The organism is Nocardia vinacea NBRC 16497, from assembly GCF_000308835.1.
Classification (GTDB): Bacteria; Actinomycetota; Actinomycetes; order Mycobacteriales; family Mycobacteriaceae; genus Nocardia; species Nocardia vinacea.
Genome location: NZ_BAGN01000101.1, coordinates 1 through 21172, shown reverse-complemented (window position 1 = coordinate 21172; position 21172 = coordinate 1). Strand labels below are relative to the sequence as shown.

The window sequence follows — 21172 nt, the reverse complement described above, 5'->3', positions numbered from 1 at the left end:
CCGGGACCTATGACTCTTGCCCCGGTCAGAAGTTGTAGACGAACTGGGCAGCGTTTTCCATCACGCACCAGTTGGAGAACTCGGAGGTGAAGGCCACCGGCTTGCCATCCCACATGCCGATCGCAAGGAATGTCACCGGCTGATAAACCATCGGACACGCCGCGCCAGGGATACCGGTGAGCTTCGCGAAATCCCCATTGGCCGTGGCCAATTCGCCGCAGGACTTCTCGGCTTCGGGGTGGCTCCCGCCAGTCTTCGACGAACGAACCAATGTCGCCACCCGGACGTCGGGCTTATCGGCTCGCGAGATCGCGACCAGCGCCGGCGCCGAGGCACCGGGGGCCGCTGGATTCGGGGTATCGGTTCCTGCGCGGCTGGTCATGAACGCGACGTTCGTCGCGCTCGGTTCACTGACCATCGTGGGAGCCATCGGATTTCGCGACTACATCCCCACGGACCGCGCCAGTGGTCGATTGTCGCCCTCGCTGTCGTCATCGGCCTGAGCACCGCCGCGACCGGGGTGTTCCCTCCGATGACGGCATCGTCGTGCACGCCCTGGCCGTGATGCCGGCGTTCGTGTCCCGGCATCTCGTGCTGGTCCTGCCGGCGATCTGGATGGCCGTCACCGGCGCGGGAATCATGCTCAGCCCCCTCCGCGGTGCGCTACGACGGCGTCCCCCGCCCCTCCATGGGGGTTAACATTGCATGTCATGATCGTAGGCCTACATTGTTGACACCACGTTCTGGGCGGCGTCTACTGGAGATCTACAGTTCCAATCCGACCGCTCGGGGTTCCCCATCATGGTCATCGTCATCGGCATGTTCGTTCTGATCACCGCCATCATCGCCGGGGCCGCCGCCCTGCTCTCCACCGGCGGTGATGCCCACGCACTGACCGGAGACGTGACCTTGTTCGGCTACCACGCCACCGACACCGCAGGCCTCATGGTGATCTGGGGTATCACCGTCGGCGTCATCGGGCTCGTCGAACTCAGCCTGCTACTGGCCGACACCCGGCGCACGCACCTCGCGCGCCAACTCCCCCGCCGTCCCGGCCGGTCCGGAAACAAGTCCACCCCGCAGGCAGCAGACGAGGCGAAAAACGTCCTCCAACACTGACTCTCGCCACCGGTGCACACCCCGCGTGCAGGCTACGCCTACCCGATGTTGTTCTGCCCCAGACTTATTCACTGAAACCAGGTAGCTGACATGACCGTCCTGATCCTCGGAGCCGCCCTACTCGTCACCGGGTTCCTACTCGGCATTTCCCTTCTCGTCACCGCAGGGATCGTGATCCTCCTCATCGGAGCAATAATGATGTTCATGGGAATCGGGGGCGGATCCGGACGCGGCTGGCGCCACTACACCAGCCGACCCCGCCGTCGTCGGCGTCGGACGCGGCAAAGCTGGTAGACCAAAAGCCCTGACCGCGGCCACTCGAGCCGGCAAATTCGTGTCCGGATCGAACTCGCCGAATGGACCTGCGATGACCGCGCGGGACCGAATCGCGCTGTAACCGGTGCCAAAACGATGGACGATTCGTCGGCGCACGAAGGGTACGACGTCGACGACGGGGTAACTCCCATAACAGGACCGAACGCGACCCGCGGACTCGGACGACGCACAACATCTCGACGCCTACCGCGTCGGGAAACCCGAGGAGGTCATCGTGAAGCCTGCAGGCCATGACCAAGCGTCTGCGCCGAAAAGGCCTGACGGAATTCCGGTGGAGCCGTCAGCTCCGGTGCAACCAGCGCCACCGCCAGCCCGGATCGACCGGACCAGAGCTGGCAGCATCTGGGTGAGCATGAGCGTCGGCGGCGTGTTCTTGGTCGTGCTGTTGATATTCGTGGTCCAGAACACGACCAGTCTCCGGCTGGGATTCCTGGGATGGCACTTCACCCTGCCGGTCGGGGTCGCGATCCTCGTCGCCGCAGTCGCGGGACTCCTGGTCATGGCCGTGGCTGGGGGCGTCCGGATCATCCAACTTCGCCAAGCCTTCACCCGCCTGGCACGCGCCCGCAAAACCGACACACCTCACCCCATCCACAACACAAACACACCCCGGCCGTGAAGACCGGCGCCGAGGACGGTGAGTGCTGCGAGACCGGTGCGGAGGGCCGGAATGAGCTGGTGTGTGTGCTGAGCCATCGGATTCCTTTATTTCGGGGTGAACGTCGGGGATCGGTGGCGCGTGGTTCGGGTGGATGCGGTGGGGCAGTGTGCGGGTGTAGGCGCGTACGCGGTCGGCTTCGGGTCCGCGCGGGCTCTCGATCGTGGTGAACACGACCGGTTGGCCAGCGGCCAGGGCTTTATAACCGGTCGCTTCGATGCTCGAGTATTCAACGAACACTGCGCTGGTGTGGTCATCGGGTTCGATGAAGCCGAACCCTTTTTCGGTGTTGAACCAGGCGACGATGCCGTGGCGCCAACTGGTGGGGTCGGGTCGGATGGTGAAGATGTCAGTAGGCGAAGGGGTAGTCGTCATCGGGTAGTGGGGTGATCAGGGATTGTTCGAGTCGATCGGTGGCGTCGGCGGCGTCGAACGCAGCGCGGATGCGTTCGGCCAGCGGTGTGAGCGCCGTGGTATCCAGACCGATGTCGCGTTCGGTGTCGTGGGCGAGGGTGAGTTGTTCGGCGAAGTCGGCGTCGTCGCGGGTGGGGATCGTGGCCATGGTCAACCTCCTTGCGCGGTCGCTGCAGACTGAGTCTGGGTGTTATGGGGTGGGCCCGGTTGCCGGTCCGGGCCCACCCCTGGTCGGGGGAGGAAGAGTGACGTGACATTCGACAGATTGTCCGCGTGTGGCGGTGCCGTCCTTTGCCCCGATATTTGCCACAGTGTGGCGGTGCGCGGAATTGCTGGTTCGTTCAGCGTTCTCGAATGCGCCTGGTCGGAGTAGGGACCTCATCGCCACCGCGACGGTCATTCCCACTATCGGTAACGGGCATCACCTCGCTTTCTTCTGGCTGCGCTGTGCGATTTCGGCTCGTCCCCCGGCGCGGCGGAGGTCCACGCTGGGTGGCCCGTCCAGTGCGGGGGCGACGGCCCCGCAATCGCTGGAAGTATTCCGATAGCAGCGGGCGAGCTGGTGCCCGCAGGCCCGGCACCGGGACCAGTGGACGCGGTGCGGCGGGCATTCGGGCGAGGGCTTCGCACAGGATCTGCTCGACCTCGGCGAACAGCGACTCGACGTCGGGATCGAGGATCAGCAGCTGCGCGTCGAGGGTGTCGAACGGACCTACACGGGTGGTGTTCGTGATCATGACGCTGCCTCCTTCGGAAGAAGCGCCGGGTGGGGGGGTGTCAGGCGTTGATGGCCTGGCGCTGGCCGTTGCTGTGTTCGATTTCGATCTTGCGGGGTTTGGCCTTCTCCGCGACCGGGATCGCCAGGCGCAGCACACCATCGGTGTAGTCGGCGCGAATGTGGTCGGTGTCCAGGCCCTCACCGAGGAACAATTGGCGGCTGAATACCCCGCGGGAACGTTCCGCGGCGATCATCGACCGCCCCTGATCCAGCTCCGGGCGCGATGCTCGCACGGTCACCACATTGCGCTCGATATCCAAGTCGAGGGACTTCGGATCGATACCGGGCAGATCGAACTCCACCAGGAACTCATCGCCCTCGCGCCAGGCGTCCATCGGCATCACCGCGGGACGGGCCGCCGTGCCGAACACCTGCTGCGTGAGACGGTCCAGATCACGGAACGGATCGGTACGCATCAGCATGGTCGCCACCTCCAACACACTCCAATCTACATGGTCGGATCAGATAACCTGTGCCATCTGACATAGATTTGTTTTAGCACTCACGACAAGAGAGTGCAAGCATCTAAAATAGAAAACCTGTCAGCGGTGTAGCGGTGAGGAGAAGGATGCAGCAGGACCCACCACCCGGATCGCATCTGCCCGATCCAGGGCAGGCGGTGTACGGGATTTCGGTGACCGCGGACCTGGCGGGGATCGGGGTGCAGACGCTGCGGCTCTACGAACGCCACGGACTGATCGCTCCCGCCCGCAGCGACGGCGGCACCCGCCGCTACAGCAGCGACGACCTCGCCCGCCTGCACCGCATCGTCGCGCTGGCCGCGACCGGCGTAAACCTCGCCGGTATCGCACGCATCCTCGACCTCGAAGACGCCAACGCCGACCTGCACACCGAAAACGACCGCCTACGCCGCGACACCGGCCAACCATCGACGTCATCGGACTGACGCGCCGGCGTCGGCGCGCGATGTGAACCGCTGCCGCGCGAGTCCGCCTGCGCCCCAGCCCATGCGAACAGTGGTTGTCTCCGGCGGGAGGTCCACCAGGCTCGGTGGATGACCGAATAGTGCGCTGGCAGGTGAATGTGTTCATTCCATGCGCGACCCACGAACTCGACGCCGAACCCTCGACAGGTTTACCCGCACCAAGCCCCGCGCAGCCGAACGCAACCAGTGCGCTGGGTGTCATCGCGGACCAACTGGCGAAGGCCGAGGAAGCTGACTTCTCGACGCTGATGGCACTGACCGACGAACCCGATACGACCCGAACGCGCGGTCCTGATCGCACACACCACCTCGGTGACGGCGGGAAGTAAGCCCGTGCGATGGAAGGAGAAAATCTACCGTGGCGGGTGTAGACATTCTTCGAGGGCCGGTATACAGTCACTGTCGTTCGAAGAGAGAAGTCCAGTGGCCGGGCAGGTGAACTGCCCGGAACATGAGGTTCCACCGTCCCCTCCGGCGGAGACGAGAATCCGGTGCAATCGGCCGGACCGCCGGAGGGGACGAAGAAGATCAAGGTTGAAGAACAAGATCAACAAGCAAGACCGGCGATCCAGGAGGTGGTCACTGAGTAGTCACCTAGCAGTTCCGCGTCCCGGGAAGTGTCGGGTGCGGTGTAGGACATCGGCCCGCACGGCCGGTGGACAGAATTGATATCAATCCCCCCTCTTCCATAGATCCCAGGCCCCGGCGCACACGCGCCGGGGCCTGCCGACGTTGAACCCCGAGAGGTGCTGTGCAACAACCGAACACCGACCCCGCCGACGGCCCCAGCGCCGCCGACAAACTCGATGACGACGACTACCCCGCCTACAGCATGGGCCGTGCCGCGGAAATACTCGGCGTCACCCAAGCATTTCTGCGCGGCCTCGACGCCGCCGAACTACTGACCCCGCAACGCTCCCCCGGCGGGCACCGCCGCTACTCGCGCTACCAGCTACGCATCGCCGCCCGTGTCCGCGAACTCGTCGACGCCGGTAACCCCCTCGAGGCGGCCTGCCGCATCGTCATCCTCGAGGACCAACTCGCCGACGCCCAACGCATCAACACCAACCTCCAGCAAGCCCTCGACGACCGCTCACCCGGAGCTGATTGATCTCTGGACGCCCGGACCGACGACACCCTCACGGCGCATCGGTTCCGCGTACATCTCCCGCATGCCGATGCGGTCAGATTGACCAACCAACGGTCGGGAATCGCTTCTTCGACAGCTGATTTCATTCCCTCATCAGAGGTCGAAACGGGTCCGAAGCACCTACCGATCCCGCCGCGAGTCGATCGCCAGGCGCCCCAGTGTGGTCGATGTCAACGCTGGAGCAACCCCAGCAGCGTTGGTTCCAGAAGTCGATCGCACACCGCGATCAAAGATCGCGGACAGAATCACCGGGGCGCTATCGCTCCGCCGACGCATAGAGCTCGGTGACCGCCCGGCGCAGTTCACGCACGGCCACCATCGGTTTGGCCAGGTCTACCGCCGCCAGGCCGCGGCGGACCGGTCCGGGTGCGCGGCCAGCCAGGTGGCGACCTCGTCGTTGGAGATCAGCGCGCCTTCGCGGCGGGCGTGCCAGGCGCCGCAGGTCGATGGTCTGTGACCGATCCGGCAGCGTCACCTGCGGCATGTCGCGCCGGGTTGGCGGCGATCGTCCCGACGTGCTCACCGCCCGGTCTCCGGCGGTTTCGCCGGGGCGGGTGTCTGCGCGGGCCACGGTTGGAGTTCGAGGGTGCTCAGGAAGCTTTCGGCAGCATCCTGGACCCGGTCGTGGTCGCCGGTGGCGAGCAGGTCGAGTAGCAGTCCGCGAATCGTCGCGATCACCAATGTGGCTGTGCGGGTTGCGGTCTCGGGGTCGGTGCCGGGCGCTTGATCCTCGCGCAGCGAGTTCATCCAGTCGGTGACGACGTGGTCGAGGAAGTCCGCGAATTGATGGGGGGCTTGCAGGGCGCGTCCGTAGACGGCGAAGAACAACCGGAACTCGGCCTGCCGCCGCGGGTCGGAGGTTCGGATCCAGACCGCGCGTGCTGCCGTCGCCAGGTCGGGGTGCGCACCGACCGCATCGCTGGTAGCGGCGAACATCCGCTGCCGTAACCGCTCGAGGATGGCCTGGAGCATGTGCTCTTTGGTGCCGAAGTGGTGCACCAGCGTCGTCGGCGAGACCCCGAGGCCGGCGGCGACCGGCCGCCACGACAGCTCGGAGAGCCCGTGCTCGACGGTGTAGTCGACTACCGCGTCGAGCAGCTCGTGCCTGCGCTGATGGTCGACCGGGCGCCCTGCCATCGCCACCTCCTCATGTGCCCGATTGACATTTCTAGAACGACTGTACTATCTATGTTTATAGAACGAATGTACAAGGAATCGAGTGGTCAGGAGTCCTCATGTCACGAGTCGTCGTCTTCGACGAAACCGGCGCCCCTGAAGTCCTGCATATCGTCGACGAGCCGGTCGGCAACCCCGGCGCCGGCGAGGTGCGCCTCAGGATCGAAGCCGTCGGCATCAACCGACTCGACCAGATGGTGCGCACGGGTATGTCGCCGCGACCGATCCGATTGCCACACGCCCGCCTCGGCGTCGAGGCGACCGGCACCATCGACGCCCTCGGCACCGGAGTCGAAAGATGGTCCATCGGCGATCCGGTCATCGTCACCGCCGTGCCCGACATGGACTCCAACGGCACCTACGCCGAACACATCGTTCTCCCGGCCGACCGGGTCGTCGCCCGGCCCCCGAGCTGGACGCCATCAGTGCCGCAGCGCTGTGGGTGGCGTACTCCACCACCTACGGCGCGCTCGTGGAAAAGGCCGCGATGCAACCCGGCCACCATGTCCTGATCACCGCCGCTTCCAGCGCTGTCGGTTTGGCCGCTATCCAGATCGCCAATCAGATCGGCGCCATCCCCCTCGCCGTCACCCGCCGCCCCGCCAAGGCGGACACCCTGCTGGCGGCCGGTGCCGCCGCGGTCATCGTCACCGACCACGACGACGTCGTCGAGGCCACGCACCGGCACACCAACGGGGCCGGCGCCGACATCATCCTGGACTCCGTCATGGGCCCCGGTCTGGCGGAACTGGCCGGCGCGGCCAAACGGTTCAGTGGCACCCTGGTCACCGTCGGCTGGTTGGACCCCCGCCCCGCACCGTTCCCGGCCAGCCCGATCACCATGATCCGCTACATGAGCTTCGAGCACACCCTCGACCCGACAGCGGTACAGCGCATCGCCGCCTTCCTGACCGCCGGAATCCGCACCGGCGCCCTGCACCCCACCATCGACACCGTGTTCACCCTCGACGACATCGTCGCCGCCCACCACCACCTGGAACAAGGACACCACATCGGCAAAATCGTCGCCACCATCTGACGCAGACCTGGCCGGGCGCTCGCGCATCCCTTCCTCCCGCACGCATGAACCTCGACCGGATATCCGGCCCGCTCAACTCCGCCGGTCTCGGGATCAACCGGACACTGGACTCTCTCCCGCGCCCGGCGTATTGCCGCGGCGTATCGCGCAACCCCGATCCCTCGGAAGACGCCCATCGTCTTGATCGGTCGGCGTGGTGCCTCGCGCAGCACCATCGGAAGTCGTCGCGCACGTTCCCCCGCCGCCCGAGGCCGGTCATGACCCGGATCACAGCTGGCTGGTAACGAGCAGACCGAACCGGACATCCGCATTGAAACGCCGGCGAGCCGTACTGGTTCGCGGTGGACGCGTTCGGCGAAGGCGGCGTGACACCAGGTCCGGTCGTCTCGTAACTCGCTTACGCGGGATTGCGGCCGATGAAGAATTCCCGGAACGGATCCGTGCTCGGTTCCAGACCGGAATCGATCAGGCCCTTGCGCAGCGCGTTCATCTGGTGGTCGTGGATGCGCAGGGTGGGCATACGCAGTGGGCCGCCGTTGTAGCCCTGCAGCCAGCCCTGGAATTTCCACGCCTGACGGTTCAGGATGGATCCGCCGTGCAGTCCGTTGAACAGCGCGGCCTTGGCTTTGCGCGCCGGGTGCAGCTGCCAGTAGATCTCAGTGGCGTCGTCGTACTTGCCGTCCCGCAACAGCTGCATGACACGCGGGATCATCTGACCGAAGTACTCGTGGTCGCTGGTGGCCGACAGCTGGATGGGCATGACTTGCGAGAGCGGTATCAGTTCACCCTCGATCGGGTTCGAGATAACGACTTCCTTGCCGAACAGCCGCGTGCATTCGATGACGCTCTGGATGCTCGGGAATCCGCCCTCGGCTTTGATCACCGCGACGTTGGGAATCTCGTCGATCATGCGACGGATGAGGCGGGTGGGAATATCGGACGGGTGGATCCGGCTGCTGAAGCCCCAGGACACCATAGGGAACAGAATGATGGCGAGGTTCGTCGCATCGGCCACCGCCTTGGTGTAGTCGAAGATCTCCTGCTCGGACTCGGGATAGAAGTTCGGTGGGTAGGACAGCAGCACCAGGTCGGCGCCGACTTCCTCCGCTCGCTTCACCGCCTCGATGTTCTGTTCTAGGTCGTTCCAGCTCGCGTGGTGGACGATGTAGAAGTCGCTACCGCCCTCATCCTTGGCGATCCGCAGGAAATTCGCGTATTCCGGCAGTGTGATGCTGACTTCGGAAATACCCAGGCTGCCGATGAAGCCGTGCTCCTTCGCCAGCCGGATGTCGTGGCGAATGCCCTTCTCGTTGATGTCGCGCAGGTCGTTGGTGAACGACGGAATGGTGCAATTGATCGCACCGACAAGCTTCTCCCGAGCCCAGTCCCGGACTTCAGAAAGGTTGTACTCGGCCATGTGGGCCTCCTTGTCGCAGTTTCGATGGATGGAAGGTGATGAAGTGGGTGAGTTCTCGAACGGCCGCGATCAGAGCGCTCCGCTGCCCGCCCATGCCAGGTACTTCATCTCCAGGTATTCGTCGATGCCGTAGATCGATCCCTCCCGGCCGAGGCCGGACTGCTTGATGCCGCCGAAGGGTGCGGTCTCGTTGGAGATCAGGCCGGAGTTGATGCCGACCATGCCGGCCTCGAGGGCCGCCGCCACGCGCCAGATCCGCTCCGCATTGCGACTGAAAAGGTAAGCGGCCAAACCGAATTCGGTATCGTTCGCCTGCCGAATCACATCGGCCTCGTCGGTGAACGGAATCAGCGGAGTGATCGGGCCGAAGGTCTCCTCGCGGGTGATCTTCATACCGGCGGCAACGTCGGCCAGCACGGTCGGCTGATAGAACAGGTCGCCGCGCTCATGCCTCGCGCCGCCGCACACGACCCGCGCACCGTGCTCGACGGCGTCGGAGACGTGTTCCTCGACTTTGGCGATCGCCGCACGATCGATCATGGGGCCTTGCGCGACACCGGGTTCGAAGCCGTCGCCGACCGTCAGCTCGGCGACTCGCTCGGCCAGCCGCGCGGTGAAACGCTCGTAGATACCCGACTGCACATACACGCGGTTCGCACTGATGCACGCCTGGCCGGTGTTGCGGTACTTCGCCGCGAGCACGCCCGCGACGGCGACCTCGAGGTCCGCGTCGTCGAAGACGACCGCCGGCGCGTTACCGCCCAGCTCCATCGACGCCTTCTTGACAGTCACCGCGCACTGCTCGAGCAGCAGCCGCCCGACCTCCGTCGAACCGGTGAAACTCACCTTTCGGACCAGCGGATTGCCGGTGAGTTCCGGGCCGATCTCGCGCGCATTGCCAAGCACCACGTTGAACACACCGGCGGGCACCCCGGCACGCCGGGCCAGCTCCGCGAGAGCCAGTGCCGTCAGTGGTGTCTGCTCGGCGGGCTTGACCACCATCGTGCAGCCCGCGGCCAGCGCCGGCGCCGCCTTGCGGGTGATCATGGCGGCGGGAAAGTTCCACGGCGTGATCGCGACACAGACACCCACGGGTTCTTTGAGCACCAGAACTCGGTTCGCGGGATCCGGCGCCGGGAAGATGTCACCGCGCACCCGCTTGGCCTCTTCGGCGAACCACTCGATGAACGACGCAGCATAGGCGACCTCGCCCCGTGCCTCGGACACCGGCTTGCCTTCTTCGACGACGATCAGCCAGGCCAGGTCCTCGGCATGCTGGGTCACGAGGTCGAACCACCGCCGCAGAATCTGGGCGCGTTCCTTCGCGGACCGGGCCCGCCATCCGGGCAGCGCCCGGTGCGCGGCATCGATGGCACCGGCCACCTGCGCGCGGCTCAGGGACGGAAGCTCGGCCAAATGTTCGCCCGTCGAAGGGTTTTCGACGACAAAGCTGCCAGAGTCGCCCTGTTCGACCCACTCGCCGTCGATATAGGCCGCGCCGCGTAACAGCAGGGCGTCGGCGAGCATCGGCTTATCAGTGAGAGGAATTCCCATGGTGCGTCCTTACTTTCGAACGGGCTGAATCCGGATCGGAAGTTCCGACCCGAGCCCTGCTTTGCGAGCGGCATCCGCGCACATGGCGGCGACGGCCAGATCCTGCACCGCGGAGCCCACGGACTTGTACACAACGATCTGCTCCGCGGTCGTACGGCCGGGGTGCCGTCCGGACACCAGGTCCGACAGTGCGGCGATCCGGTCGGTCACGTCGATTCCCGCTTCGGCCGCGGCGATGAGGTCGCCGCTGTCGTGCAGCACTTCCTCGAGTACGTCGGCAATGACGACATCGGCGCGCGCGATCACCTCCGGATCGACTTCGCGCTGTTCCCGCACGGTGGAGCCGATGGAGACGACGGTCGTGCCCGGCTGGAGCCACTCACCGAGCAGGATCGGCGACTCGTCATAGGAGCGCGCCGCGCAGATCACCAGATTCGCGCCCGCCACGGCGGCTTGCGGCGACTCGGCCGGAACGATCGAGGTGTCCAGATCCGCCAATTCCGCGGCGAAGCGCGCGCGGCTCTCCGCGCGCGGGCTGAACACGCGTACGGCATCGAACTCACGTACCGCGGCGAGTGCGCGAACGTGCTTTTTCGCCTCGAAGCCCGAACCGATGACGCCTACGGTCACCGGTCCTGGCACGGCCAGCAGGTCAGCTGCCAGCGCGGATGTGGCCGCGGTGCGGAAGCCGGTGATCGAGTTCCCGTCGAGCAGCGCCACCAATTCCGCGGACTGCTGATCGAACAGGGAGATGAGATAGGAGAACTGGCGCACGCCGATCGCACCGGCGATGGTCTTCAAGCCCATCAGCCCGCCGCTGCCCGGCACGCCGCTCATCGTCCGCAGCATCGAGGTGCCGCCGCGTGCGATCGTCCGCTCCGGGAAGCGTGATTCTTCGGACGCCGCCGCGTACGCCTCACGCAGCGCGGCGATCGCCGGTTTCCAGTCGAAGACCGATTGCACCGTGGTGTCATCCAGCAGGAGCGTCAATCGTCTCCCCTTCCTCTCCAAACGGTAGCGATACTAAACGGATCGTATCGGATGCGGATATAGTGCACCATAGCGTTGGACATTGGATATTGGATCTGCTGGACAGCCACGAGCCGGCGACAGCACAGGGAGTGGTGAATATGGATTCGATCCATCGACGGGTCGCGGACAAAGTCTGCGATCGACTGCGTGAACGGATCGTCGGTGGCGAACTGGCTCCCGGAGACCGCATCGACCCGACCGAGGTCGCCGAATCCCTCGGCGTCAGCCGCACCCCGGTGCGCGAGGCACTCCTGCAACTAGAGGCGCAAGGGCTGATCGAGCGACTCCCCTACCGAGGCGTGGTGGTGACCGGCATCGATCTGGCCGAGGCGGAGGACATCGCCGCGCTGCGCATCCATCTGGAGACGTTCGCCACCCGCATCGCGGTGCCTCGTCTGCGCCCGGAGAACCTGGACCGCATGCGGGAGGCCAATGAGGAACTGACCCGGGCCATGGCCGGCCCGACTGCCGCGCAGACCTCCTTCGGACGGTTCAACTGCGCGTTTCATCAGGCGCTGTACCAAGCGGGCGGCTCAAAGACGCTGTCGCGCATGACGAGCGACCTGTCCTCGCAGGCCGAGCGCATCCGAATGCACTTCGACCTCCGTCGCGGCAATGCCGTGGCCGAGCACGAGCGCATACTCGGCGCGTGCGCGGCAGGCGAAGTCGAGGAAACGGTGGCGGCCACCCGTGATCACCTGCTCGCGGTCCACCTGCGGGTGATGCCGGACGACTACCAAATTCCGCCGGGTTCGGCCCTCGAAGTCGCCCTGCTCGAAACCGGTTGGGAACCAACAGTATCGGCGTGAACCCGCGCGGCTACGGCGATCTGATGGTGGTACTCGTTCGCGCGCAAAGCTGGATGAAGAAGTTGTCGGAGTCTGGAAGTCGAACAACCGCGATCTACCTGTCGAGTGCGGCGTTGAGCCTCGTCGGCGCGCGAACTGAGCGCCCAGCACGTTCGCATCCCCGACGACCCCGCCGTCATCGTTGCCGGCAGCACCCGTGGTACGACGCATGGCCAGGTGGTCTCACCTCGGTCACCCTCCCCATAGCCGAACTCACCCTCGCCGCATCGGATCTGGCGTTGCGCCGGCACCGTGACCAGACCAGCGACACCGTGGTCACCTTGCTTTCCAGCTGATCGAACGAGGATCGACCGCCGCTCCGCGGTGACCCACAGCAACCGGTCGCGTACTAGACGTACCGTTTCATTTGCGCGATCCTGTGAGAGTCCCGGATCAAGGAAAGGCAGATCACCCATGACCGTTCGACTGCGCCAGTCGGTGTTCGTTCCCCCACCGCTGTACGTCGTGGCCGACCAACTCGGCTTTTTCGCGAGCGCAGAGCTTGAGATCGATACCACGCTCACTCGTTCCTCGGAGCAGCAGCGCGCCCAGCTCATCGCCGGTGAGCGCGACCTGGCTGTGACCGCCATCGACAATCTGATCGTCTGGAACGCCACCGGAGCCGGGATTCGGCTGCTCGCACAACTCGAGCGGACCACACCCCTGCACCTGGTGGGCGCCCGCGACTTCGACACGATCGAATCGCTGCACGGGGCCGAACTGGGCGTGGATGCGGTCGACAATGGATTCGCCGTCGTACTCCGGCACCGCCTGCGATCGCACGGGCTCACTCCCGGCGACTACACCCTGACCCCCGTGGGTGGGGTCCGCGAACGCTACGACGCGCTGCTCGCCGGCGATATCGCGGCGACCCTGCTCGGCCCACCCCTGGACGAATTCGCCCGGCGGGAGGGGTTGCCGGTTCTACTGGCAGTCGTCGACGAACTGCCAGACTATCCGGGGCAGGGACTAGTGGCCGGACCAGCCGGGATGGCGTCTGCCGAAGCGATCAGCCGCTACCTGTCCTGCCTGGACCAGGCGCGCCGGTGGCTCGCCACAGCCGAGAGCGCGCACGCGGTCGATGTTCTGATTCGGGGCGGCTATACCGAGCCCTCCGCCCGGACGAGCCTGCGCGCCACCCCGGATTCCCTCACACCTGCGCCCTCCGGCCTGCGGCGTCTCTACTCGATCCGCGCCGAACTAGACATGATGCCACCCGGCGCACCCGGAGCCGGTGAGCTTTTCGAGCCCGCCCCCCTGGCCGCGGGGGTGCCCGGGTGAACGCTGCCGTCGACGACATCGACAACGGCCGCGTAGCCGACGCGGTGCGCGCGCTCCTGGACACCGATCAGGTGTCGAGAATGCTCGGCATCGAGGTGCTGGCCGCCGATCGAGGCAGTGCGCTGGCGCGCATGCCGGTCCGGCCGGACATGGTCAACGGACACAGGATCCTGCACGGCGGCCTGGTGTTCACCCTGGCTGACACCGTATTCGCTTGTGCGGCAAACAGTTTCGGACCTGCTGCAGTTACGGCGGCCGCCGACGTCCAGTTCCTGCGCCCGGCATATCTCGGTGACGTGCTGACCGCCGAGGCGGCCGTCCGCTCCCGCGCCGGGCGGACGATGATCTGCGACGTGACCATCCGGCGCGACGACGAGGTCGTCGCCGAGTTCCGCGCACGCGGCAGCCTGCTGGGCGAACGTAGCGCGGGGCCATAGCCCGCGACCTGCGCAAATTCTGATCAGCACCAAGGGATTGTGATCCGCGCCGCACCGACGTACAGTTGTGATTCGATACGATACGTTTAGTACACAAGGGAGTGATGGTGTCGTACGACTACGAAGTTGCTGTCATCGGTTGCGGGCCGGTGGGAGCAACCGCTCTCGCCCTGCTGGGACGGGCGGGCATCTCCGCAATCGGAATCGAACGCGGAACCACGGCCTGGCCGCATGCCCGCGCCGTGCATTTCGACGGCGAAACACTGCGGACCCTGCAGGCGTTGGGAATCGGTGAGCAGGCCGCCGCGCTCTGTGAGCCGATGACCGAATTCCGCATGGAGAACGAGGAGGGTGAGACCCTCTTCGAACTTCCCACCGGTCAATTCGGCGCCCAGGCCTGGCATGACGATCTGATGTTCCATCAGCCCGATATGGAGGCGCTGCTGCGTGGCGAACTCGTGCGGAACCCGAACGTACGACTGCGTACGGGTGCCACGCTCCTCGACCTCACGCAGGACACCGACGGTGTCCGATGCCGAGTCCAGAATGCCGATGGCGCAACAGATTTCATCACCGCCCGCTGGGTGATCGCGTGTGACGGCGCCAACTCTCCGGTCCGGCGCCACCTCGGCATCGAGACCGAGAAACTGGGTTCCGACGACCCGTGGCTGGTCGTCGACGGGCTGCTGCGCGACAGCCCGGGCCTGCCCGGCACGATGGCTTTCCTCGGACACCATTCCCGGCCGGGACTATGGATCCGACTGCCCGGTGAACGCGTCCGGATGGAATTCAAGGTCATGCCAGGCGACGACCACGAGGAGATCGTGACCCGTCCGGCCATCGAGCGCATCAGCCGCGGCGTACTGCCGGTCACCAATTTCGAGCCCGACCGGATCGCCATCTACACCTTCCGTGCTCGGGTCGCCGAGCGGTGGCGCGTCGGAAACACCTTTCTCGCGGGCGACGCCGCCCATCAGGCGCCGCCATTGTTCGGTCAGGGCCTCTGCGCGGGTATGCGCGATGTCGCCAACCTGGTCTGGAAGCTGAAGGCGGTGACCCGCGGCGCCGCCCAGCCGGAACTGCTCGACACCTACCAGAGCGAACGGCTACCACATGCCCGCTACTGGGTGGAGAAGGCCGCCACCATGGCGCACCTGGTCCAGACGACCGACCCTGCGACGGCGGCCGGTCGTGACGCACACATCCGCAGCCATCCCCAGGACGTGTATCCGCCGATTCCGGCGCTCGGCCCGGGACTACACACGGGTCCCGACGATCCGAATGCGGGATACCTCTCGAGGCAGCCGATGCTGGCCGACGGGACTCGCCTCGACGACATCGTGGGCGCACACTTCCTCGTCGCGACCACTCCCGAACTGTTCGCCGGACTCCCCGAGGACAAGCGAATCGAAGTCGAGACCAATCCTGAGGTCTTGGTTCTGACCGCCCCGGAACAGGTCCGCGAGCTCCTCGCCGCGGTCGACTCGAAGGCCGTCATCGTGCGGCCGGACCGCTATGTGCTCGGCACCGCCGGTACAGCACCGGAATTGGCGGAACTGCTCACCATGGTCCCCGCGCTCGCCGCGGCGCCGCGAGTGCCCGCCGCGCCCGTAGTGGCCTCATAGCAGGCACCGCCGACAGACAGAATTTCGAAGGAGGAAAGACCATGTCGTTCAGTCCGATCACCCATCTGCGTCACGTCGACATCGCCGTGCCCGACTACGAGAAACAGGTCGAGTTCTATACCGAACACTGGGGTTTGGCCACCACGGGTGGCGAGCGGGACGTCCAGTACTTCGCCGCGGAAGGCTCGCCCGAGCAGTACATCGTGCGCGTCCGGAAGGCAGCGGAGAAGCGGCTCGACCTGATCTCGCTCGGTGCGGCCGACCGCGAGGCCGTCGATGGGCTCGCTGCCCGTCTCGGCAGCGAGGGGGTTCAGCTGATCAATGAGCCGGATGTCCTCCAAACCCCCGGTGGCGGTTATGGTTTCCGGTTCTTCGACCTCGAGGGCCGGACCATCGAGGTGTCTTCCGATGTGGAGACTCGCAAGCATCGCAAGATCGAGGAGAAGGAAGATATCCCCGTGCGCCTGTCGCACGTGGTGTTCAATTCGCCTGAGCCGGAGAAGATGACGGCGTGGTACGAGAAGCACTTGAACTTCCGGCTGTCCGACACGAATACCCATCCCCGGATAGGTGGTCTGTTCTGGTTCCTGCGCTGCAGCGACCAGCACCACAGCATCGCAATCTCCCGCGGTCCGCACACCTCGCTGAACCATGTCTCTTTCGAACTGCGTGGACTCGACGAATACCTGTACGGCAGCGGCCGTCTCATGCGCGCTGGAATCCCCAAGATCTGGGGCCCCGGTCGGCACCGCGCCGGTGACAATACATTCACCTACTTCCACGACCCCAACGGCAACACCATGGAGTACACGACCGAGCTCGCCACCATCGACGAGGACACCTGGCACCCCAGCATCTACGACGTCTCCGATCCGGCGACCTCCGATATGTGGGGCATCGCGGAGACCGCGGACGAGTGGATCAGCAAGCAGATGTTCAACGACCCCGACAAGGGCCAGTTCGTCGCACCGCCCATGTGAGATATCGGGCGGGTCAGCGGGCGGGAGGCAGCGAATTTCCAGCTGCCCCCGCCCTTTTCGGATCCCGGGGCGTTACGACAAGTTTCATGATCACCTCGAGCAGTCCGAGGGTTTCCCGAGACGGATCGAGCAGGGATTGGATGCGCAGGCCATCCATCACCGCCAGCACGAGAGTCACCTTCTCATCCGCCGACAAGTACGCGCTGCTCGTCGACATGGGTAGAGCGCTGCTACTGAAACGAGTTCGCATGCGCTCGCGGCGGCCGATGAAGAACTCGTGCGCGGGATGTGCGGGATCGGTTGCCGCGATCGCCAGTGCCATCCAGTTGCGCTGGTAGGCGGGGTCGGCGAACTCGCCACGAAGGACCTCGCTCAGAACTGTTTCCGCAGCCGCGCCGGCTTGGAGAATCTGCTCGGCGAGCTGCTCCTCATCGGCTTCTCGCTGGGCGAGTGCGGCCAGGAGCAGCTCGTCCTTGCCGGAGAAGTGGCGCAGCAACGCCGCGTGCGTCAAACCCGCCCGCTCGGCGATGTCGCGCAGTGACGCCCTCTCGTAACCGTGCTGGGCGAAGCTCTCCAAGGCAGCACGGACGATCTGTACGCGCCGGGCGGGCGTGGATGCGTTCGGGCCCCGGCGACGTTTTCGCGGTTCCTTGGGCGGCACGGATGGGTTCACGAACGTCCTTTGGAGTGGTGGGCGGCACGGTCTTTCGCTCGACTCCGATCCTAACCTTGCTAATTGTTACCACAATGGTTACTTTTAACTGGTCATTTCAGGAGGAGATTCATGTCCACTGCCGATGTATCGAGCAAATCCCTCGCCGAACTCATTTCCCTGCGGGGCCGGCGCGCGGTCGTAACCGGAGGCGGGCGCGGTCTCGGTCGGGCGATCGCATCGCGCCTGGCCGAAGCCGGCGCCGACGTGCTGATCGGAGATATCGACGCAGCACTGGCGGTGGCCGCCGCCAAGGAACTCGCCGAACAGCACGGCGTCCGTGTGATCGGCACCGCCATGGACGTCACCGACTCGGCCTCCGTCGCCGCGGCGGCCGACCTCGCCGTCGCCGATCTCGGCGGCCTGGACATCTGGGTGAACAATGCCGGCGTCTTCCCGAACGTTTCCGTCCTCGAGATGAGCGACGAGACCTGGGATCAGGTATTCGCCGTCAACGCGCGCGGCGTCTTCGTCAGCGCGCGCGAGGCGGCCCGGCGCATGTCGGACGCGGCGACGGGCGGTGTCATCGTCAACATCATCTCGACAGCCGGATTCCGTGGCAGCGCACCGGGTTTGGCCGCGTACGTAGGATCGAAGCACGCCGCTCGCGGTCTCACGCGCGAGCTGTCCCTCGAACTCGCACCGCTGGGCATTCGCGTACTCGGTGTCGCGCCGAGCTATGTCCCCACAGAAGGCAATATGCTGGCGGCCGCGGCGGCAAGGACCGACACCGCCGACACCACGGATGTCCGGAAGACCAGCCTGATGCTGAACAGCCCGATCGGCCGTCTCGGTGTTCCCGACGACATCGCCCGCGTCGCCCTCTTCTGCGCGTCGGATCTGTCAGCGTTCATGACAGGTAGCACGCTGCTCGCCGACGGTGGCAGCACCGCCTGACCAACCGTTCTGTTCGGTTGCGGCACTGGAGGATTCGGTGCCGCCGGGGGCCGGGCACTGGTTGCCCCGGCGGCACCGACCGAGTGCCCGACCGCGGTGGTAGCACGGTCGGGCACTCGGTGCGCTCGCCTCCGATCAGCCCCGGGTGGAGGCCGATCGGCAGACAGTGCGCTGCTTTCCGAGGCCGGTGATCTCGGCTTCCATCACGTCACCCGCACGCAGGAAACGCTCGTGGTGTGAGCCGTTGCCCGCGGGTGAACCGGTGATGACCATGTCACCCGGTTCGAGCGTGGTGTAGCGGGAGATATAGGCGATCAGCTGCGCGGGGCCGAACAGCATGTCGCTGGTCGAGCCCTTCTGCATCAGATCACCGTTGAGGTGCAGGGTGATCTCCAGATCGAGCGGGTCCGACACGAATTTCGCCGGCGTGAGATACGGCCCGGTCGGATAGAAGGTGGGCGCGTTCTTCGCCCGCATCCAGTCGGTGCCCATCATCGGGATATCGTCGCGGGGCACCAGACTCCGCGTGGTCAGGTCATTGCAGATGGTGTATCCGGCGACCGCGTCGAGGGCCTCTTCCACGCCGACATCGCGAGTCCGGCGTCCGATGATCACACCGAGTTCCAGTTCCCAGTCATGGTTTTCGCCCACGGACGGCAGGATCACGTCGTCATAGGGACCGCTGATCGATGACGGCACGCCGACCCAGACATAGGGGTCACCATTAGCGGCGCGTTCGTCGGTTTCACGGGCCGCCTGCTCACGCAGTTCCGCCTCGGACGCGCCGGGGGTTCCGATGCGGTGGGCGACCGTGATCTGGATGATGTGCTCACGGTAGTTAGCGCCCGCCGCAAAGATCTGGCCCGGCTGCTGCACCGGCGCGAGTACGCGTAACTCCTCGACGGGTCGGCCGTCGCCGGTCACTGTATTCGCGAGATCCTGCAACGACGGGAGGACAGACTCCCAGTCGCGGAGCAGCGCGGACGTCGACGCGTGCGGCAGGACGGTCCGCGTGTCGTAGGTACGCCCGGCCACGACGATTCCCGGATACGGCGCCTCATCTCCGTCGGCGAAGGTGCCGACGTGGAAGCTGACGTCATCACTCATGCTGTCCTCACAGTCTGTCGGTTATGTGCAAAGTCTTCGTATTCCCGGAGTAGGTCGCTGTCGTCCACCGCCCCCAGATCGACGACATCCGTCAGAGCGGCACCTTGGAGCATGCGCTTGACCGGGACCTCCAGCTTCTTTCCGGTCCGCGTATGTGGGATGGCGCGCATGAACACGATGTCATCGGGTACATGCCGCGGCGACAGCAAGGTGCGCAGAGCTTCGGCGATCCGGGGCGGCAGCGCGTCGAGATCCACACCCTCGATCACCGCCACGAACAACACCATGTAGTAGTCGTCGGCGCCGAGTTCGGCCCCTACCACCAGGGATTCGCGTACCTCGGGGAAATCCTCGACGACACGATAGATCTCCGCCGATCCGATCCGGATGCCCTGACGGTTCAACGTGGAATCCGAACGGCCGTGGATCACCGAACTACCGTCGGCATCGAATTCGATGAAGTCGCCGTGCCGCCAGATGCCGGGGAACATCTCGAAATAGCTGTCCCGGTAACGCCTGTTGTCCGGGTCGTTCCAGAATCGCAGCGGCATGGACGGCATCGGCTTGGTGACGACCAGTTCGCCCTGCTCCCCGACAACCGGATTGCCGTCACTGTCCCAGGCCGCGACCGCGACACCGAGCGCCGGGGCCTGCAACCGCGGCTTGCGAACCGGTAGTTCCGGAACGCCGCCGACGAAGATGGAACAGATGTCGGTGCCACCGCTCATCGAAGAAAGCCACATATCGTCGAAATGCGCGTAGACCCAATCGAATCCGGCTTCCGCCAGCGGTGATCCGGTCACCTGCAGGGTGCGCAACCGGGTCTGCGGCGGCTTCACCCCCGCCTTCAGGCAGGCATGTATGTAGCCGGCGCTGAGTCCCATGACGTCGACGTCATGTTCGGCCGCGACCTGCCACACGCGGCCCAGTTCGGGCCGGATCGGACTGCCGTCGAGCAGGACCACTGTCGCGCCGACGCCGAGGCCGGAGACCAGCATGTTCCAGACCACCCAGGCCGTGCTGGCGACATTCATGTAGCGATCGCCCGCCCGCACATCACTGTGGATGCGCAGCATCTTCAGATGCTCGAGCAGCACGCCGCCGTGGCTGTGCACTATGCCCTTGGGGATTCCGGTTGTGCCGGAGGAGAACAGCACCCACAGCGGGTGCTCGAACGGCAGGTCGGTGAATTCGAGTTCGAGGTCTCCGCCGGTAACGTCATCCCAGGTGTGCACCGGAACGTCGATGGCGGGCCGATCCCCCGGACGCAGGCGATCCACCCAGATCACCTGCTCGAGATCCGGCAGTTGGGCTGCCACCTCGATCATTTCGGCGGTCCGGTCGTGCTCGCGCCCGCCGTGCCGATAGCCGTCCGCGGCGATGAGTACCCGCGGGCCCAGTTGGGCGAAGCGGGAGACAATCGCGTTCGTGCCGAATTCCGGCGAGCAGACCGACCAGATGGCGCCGACCGCCGCACTGGCGAGCAGTCCGACCACGGCCTCGGATCGGTTGGGCAGTACCGCGGCCACACGGTCACCGGGCAGCACGCCCATCGACCGCAGCACCGCGGCCAGGGCTGCGACCTGCCTGCGCAGCTCGGTGCTCGACACGGTATGCGACCGATTGTCATCATCCACGACGATCAGCGCGGTCTCCGGGGCCTTGC

26 protein-coding genes and 1 pseudogene are annotated in these 21172 nt (G+C 65.6%); 15 read left to right on the top strand and 12 right to left on the bottom strand.

What is annotated here, in order from left to right:
• Positions 1 to 25: 25 nt before the first annotated feature.
• Entirely contained in the window at positions 26 to 382 is a 357-nt protein-coding gene (locus ON44_RS46715; RefSeq protein ID WP_051181960.1) for an SSI family serine proteinase inhibitor, read from the bottom strand.
• A gap of 419 nt (positions 383 to 801) precedes the next feature.
• On the opposite strand from ON44_RS46715, the gene ON44_RS13285 reads away from it, so the two are divergent.
• The 3 genes from ON44_RS13285 (at position 802) to ON44_RS13275 (ending at position 2074) form a co-directional block, all read left to right on the top strand.
• A complete protein-coding gene (locus ON44_RS13285) occupies positions 802 to 1119 on the top strand; it encodes a hypothetical protein (protein WP_051181959.1) in 318 nt (105 codons plus the stop codon).
• Positions 1120 to 1209: 90 nt separating this feature from the next.
• Positions 1210 to 1413, top strand: a complete 204-nt coding sequence (locus ON44_RS13280) for a hypothetical protein (protein ID WP_040689726.1) — start codon at positions 1210 to 1212, stop codon at positions 1411 to 1413.
• Between the two features lie 394 nt (positions 1414 to 1807).
• Positions 1808 to 2074, top strand: a complete 267-nt coding sequence (locus ON44_RS13275) for a LapA family protein (RefSeq protein WP_083897837.1) — start codon at positions 1808 to 1810, stop codon at positions 2072 to 2074.
• A gap of 174 nt (positions 2075 to 2248) precedes the next feature.
• On the opposite strand, the pseudogene ON44_RS48155 reads toward ON44_RS13275, so the two are convergent.
• The 4 genes and pseudogenes from ON44_RS48155 to ON44_RS13260 all read right to left on the bottom strand — a co-directional run.
• A pseudogene (locus tag ON44_RS48155) lies at positions 2249 to 2488 on the bottom strand (cold shock domain-containing protein); the annotation flags it as partial.
• Complete coding sequence (locus ON44_RS13270; protein WP_040689723.1) at positions 2463 to 2675, bottom strand: Rv3202a family protein; 213 nt, start codon at positions 2673 to 2675, stop codon at positions 2463 to 2465. The gene ON44_RS13270 and the pseudogene ON44_RS48155, both read right to left, overlap by 26 nt.
• Positions 2676 to 2868: 193 nt before the next feature.
• Positions 2869 to 3264, bottom strand: a complete 396-nt coding sequence (locus ON44_RS13265; RefSeq protein WP_040689720.1) for a hypothetical protein — start codon at positions 3262 to 3264, stop codon at positions 2869 to 2871.
• Between the two features lie 40 nt (positions 3265 to 3304).
• On the bottom strand, positions 3305 to 3727 hold the full coding sequence (locus ON44_RS13260; RefSeq protein ID WP_040689813.1) for an Hsp20/alpha crystallin family protein: 423 nt from the start codon (positions 3725 to 3727) through the stop codon (positions 3305 to 3307).
• A 146-nt stretch (positions 3728 to 3873) separates the two neighbouring features.
• Between ON44_RS13260 and ON44_RS13255 the strand changes: the two genes are divergently transcribed.
• From ON44_RS13255 to ON44_RS13245, 3 genes are all read left to right on the top strand, one after another.
• Entirely contained in the window at positions 3874 to 4212 is a 339-nt protein-coding gene (locus ON44_RS13255; protein WP_051181958.1) for a MerR family transcriptional regulator, read from the top strand.
• 104 nt (positions 4213 to 4316) lie between these two features.
• The gene (locus ON44_RS13250; protein WP_157187133.1) at positions 4317 to 4580 is read left to right on the top strand and encodes a hypothetical protein; all 264 of its coding nucleotides are present in this window, start codon (positions 4317 to 4319) and stop codon (positions 4578 to 4580) included.
• Between the two features lie 422 nt (positions 4581 to 5002).
• On the top strand, positions 5003 to 5362 hold the full coding sequence (locus tag ON44_RS13245; RefSeq protein ID WP_040689716.1) for a helix-turn-helix domain-containing protein: 360 nt from the start codon (positions 5003 to 5005) through the stop codon (positions 5360 to 5362).
• 558 nt (positions 5363 to 5920) lie between these two features.
• On the opposite strand, the gene ON44_RS13235 is transcribed toward ON44_RS13245, so the two are convergent.
• Complete coding sequence (locus ON44_RS13235; RefSeq protein WP_040689711.1) at positions 5921 to 6538, bottom strand: TetR/AcrR family transcriptional regulator; 618 nt, start codon at positions 6536 to 6538, stop codon at positions 5921 to 5923.
• Positions 6539 to 6636: 98 nt separating this feature from the next.
• On the opposite strand from ON44_RS13235, the gene ON44_RS52465 reads away from it, so the two are divergent.
• Both ON44_RS52465 and ON44_RS52460 read left to right on the top strand, forming a co-directional pair.
• Positions 6637 to 7089, top strand: coding sequence for an alcohol dehydrogenase catalytic domain-containing protein (locus ON44_RS52465; protein ID WP_245567135.1), 453 nt, complete (start codon positions 6637 to 6639; stop codon positions 7087 to 7089).
• The gene (locus ON44_RS52460; RefSeq protein ID WP_245567134.1) at positions 7020 to 7616 is read left to right on the top strand and encodes a zinc-binding dehydrogenase; all 597 of its coding nucleotides are present in this window, start codon (positions 7020 to 7022) and stop codon (positions 7614 to 7616) included. The genes ON44_RS52465 and ON44_RS52460 overlap by 70 nt, the downstream gene beginning before the upstream one ends.
• Positions 7617 to 8013: 397 nt before the next feature.
• On the opposite strand, the gene ON44_RS13225 is transcribed toward ON44_RS52460, so the two are convergent.
• The 3 genes from ON44_RS13225 to ON44_RS13215 form a co-directional block, all read right to left on the bottom strand.
• Positions 8014 to 9033, bottom strand: coding sequence for a dihydrodipicolinate synthase family protein (locus ON44_RS13225; protein ID WP_040689710.1), 1020 nt, complete (start codon positions 9031 to 9033; stop codon positions 8014 to 8016).
• A gap of 69 nt (positions 9034 to 9102) precedes the next feature.
• On the bottom strand, positions 9103 to 10587 hold the full coding sequence (locus ON44_RS13220; protein WP_040689708.1) for an NAD-dependent succinate-semialdehyde dehydrogenase: 1485 nt from the start codon (positions 10585 to 10587) through the stop codon (positions 9103 to 9105).
• A gap of 9 nt (positions 10588 to 10596) precedes the next feature.
• Entirely contained in the window at positions 10597 to 11577 is a 981-nt protein-coding gene (locus ON44_RS13215; protein ID WP_040689707.1) for an ornithine cyclodeaminase family protein, read from the bottom strand.
• A gap of 140 nt (positions 11578 to 11717) precedes the next feature.
• Here ON44_RS13215 and ON44_RS46710 point away from each other — a divergent pair, with 140 nt between their 5' ends.
• From ON44_RS46710 to ON44_RS13185, 6 genes are all read left to right on the top strand, one after another.
• On the top strand, positions 11718 to 12428 hold the full coding sequence (locus ON44_RS46710) for a GntR family transcriptional regulator (RefSeq protein WP_157187132.1): 711 nt from the start codon (positions 11718 to 11720) through the stop codon (positions 12426 to 12428).
• Entirely contained in the window at positions 12425 to 12763 is a 339-nt protein-coding gene (locus ON44_RS13205) for a hypothetical protein (RefSeq protein ID WP_040689704.1), read from the top strand. Before ON44_RS46710 ends, ON44_RS13205 begins: the two co-directional genes overlap by 4 nt.
• Before the next feature lie 118 nt (positions 12764 to 12881).
• The gene (locus ON44_RS13200; RefSeq protein ID WP_051181956.1) at positions 12882 to 13748 is read left to right on the top strand and encodes an ABC transporter substrate-binding protein; all 867 of its coding nucleotides are present in this window, start codon (positions 12882 to 12884) and stop codon (positions 13746 to 13748) included.
• The gene (gene paaI / locus ON44_RS13195) at positions 13745 to 14185 is read left to right on the top strand and encodes a hydroxyphenylacetyl-CoA thioesterase PaaI (RefSeq protein WP_245567133.1); all 441 of its coding nucleotides are present in this window, start codon (positions 13745 to 13747) and stop codon (positions 14183 to 14185) included. Before ON44_RS13200 ends, paaI begins: the two co-directional genes overlap by 4 nt.
• A gap of 104 nt (positions 14186 to 14289) precedes the next feature.
• A complete protein-coding gene (locus ON44_RS13190) occupies positions 14290 to 15810 on the top strand; it encodes a bifunctional 3-(3-hydroxy-phenyl)propionate/3-hydroxycinnamic acid hydroxylase (protein ID WP_051181955.1) in 1521 nt (506 codons plus the stop codon).
• 41 nt (positions 15811 to 15851) lie between these two features.
• On the top strand, positions 15852 to 16790 hold the full coding sequence (locus ON44_RS13185; RefSeq protein ID WP_040689702.1) for a VOC family protein: 939 nt from the start codon (positions 15852 to 15854) through the stop codon (positions 16788 to 16790).
• A 13-nt stretch (positions 16791 to 16803) separates the two neighbouring features.
• Here the strand turns inward: ON44_RS13185 and ON44_RS13180 are convergent, their stop codons facing one another.
• Positions 16804 to 17463 carry a TetR/AcrR family transcriptional regulator gene (locus tag ON44_RS13180; protein ID WP_218007554.1) on the bottom strand — a complete coding sequence of 220 codons (660 nt, stop codon included), beginning with the start codon at positions 17461 to 17463 and terminating at the stop codon, positions 16804 to 16806.
• 111 nt (positions 17464 to 17574) lie between these two features.
• On the opposite strand from ON44_RS13180, the gene ON44_RS13175 reads away from it, so the two are divergent.
• Complete coding sequence (locus tag ON44_RS13175; protein WP_040689700.1) at positions 17575 to 18399, top strand: SDR family NAD(P)-dependent oxidoreductase; 825 nt, start codon at positions 17575 to 17577, stop codon at positions 18397 to 18399.
• A gap of 135 nt (positions 18400 to 18534) precedes the next feature.
• On the opposite strand, the gene ON44_RS13170 is transcribed toward ON44_RS13175, so the two are convergent.
• Both ON44_RS13170 and ON44_RS13165 read right to left on the bottom strand, forming a co-directional pair.
• The gene (locus tag ON44_RS13170; protein WP_040689698.1) at positions 18535 to 19506 is read right to left on the bottom strand and encodes a fumarylacetoacetate hydrolase family protein; all 972 of its coding nucleotides are present in this window, start codon (positions 19504 to 19506) and stop codon (positions 18535 to 18537) included.
• On the bottom strand, positions 19503 to 21172 hold a 1670-nt coding region (locus tag ON44_RS13165), incomplete at its 5' end, for an acetoacetate--CoA ligase (protein ID WP_040689696.1). The genes ON44_RS13170 and ON44_RS13165, both read right to left, overlap by 4 nt.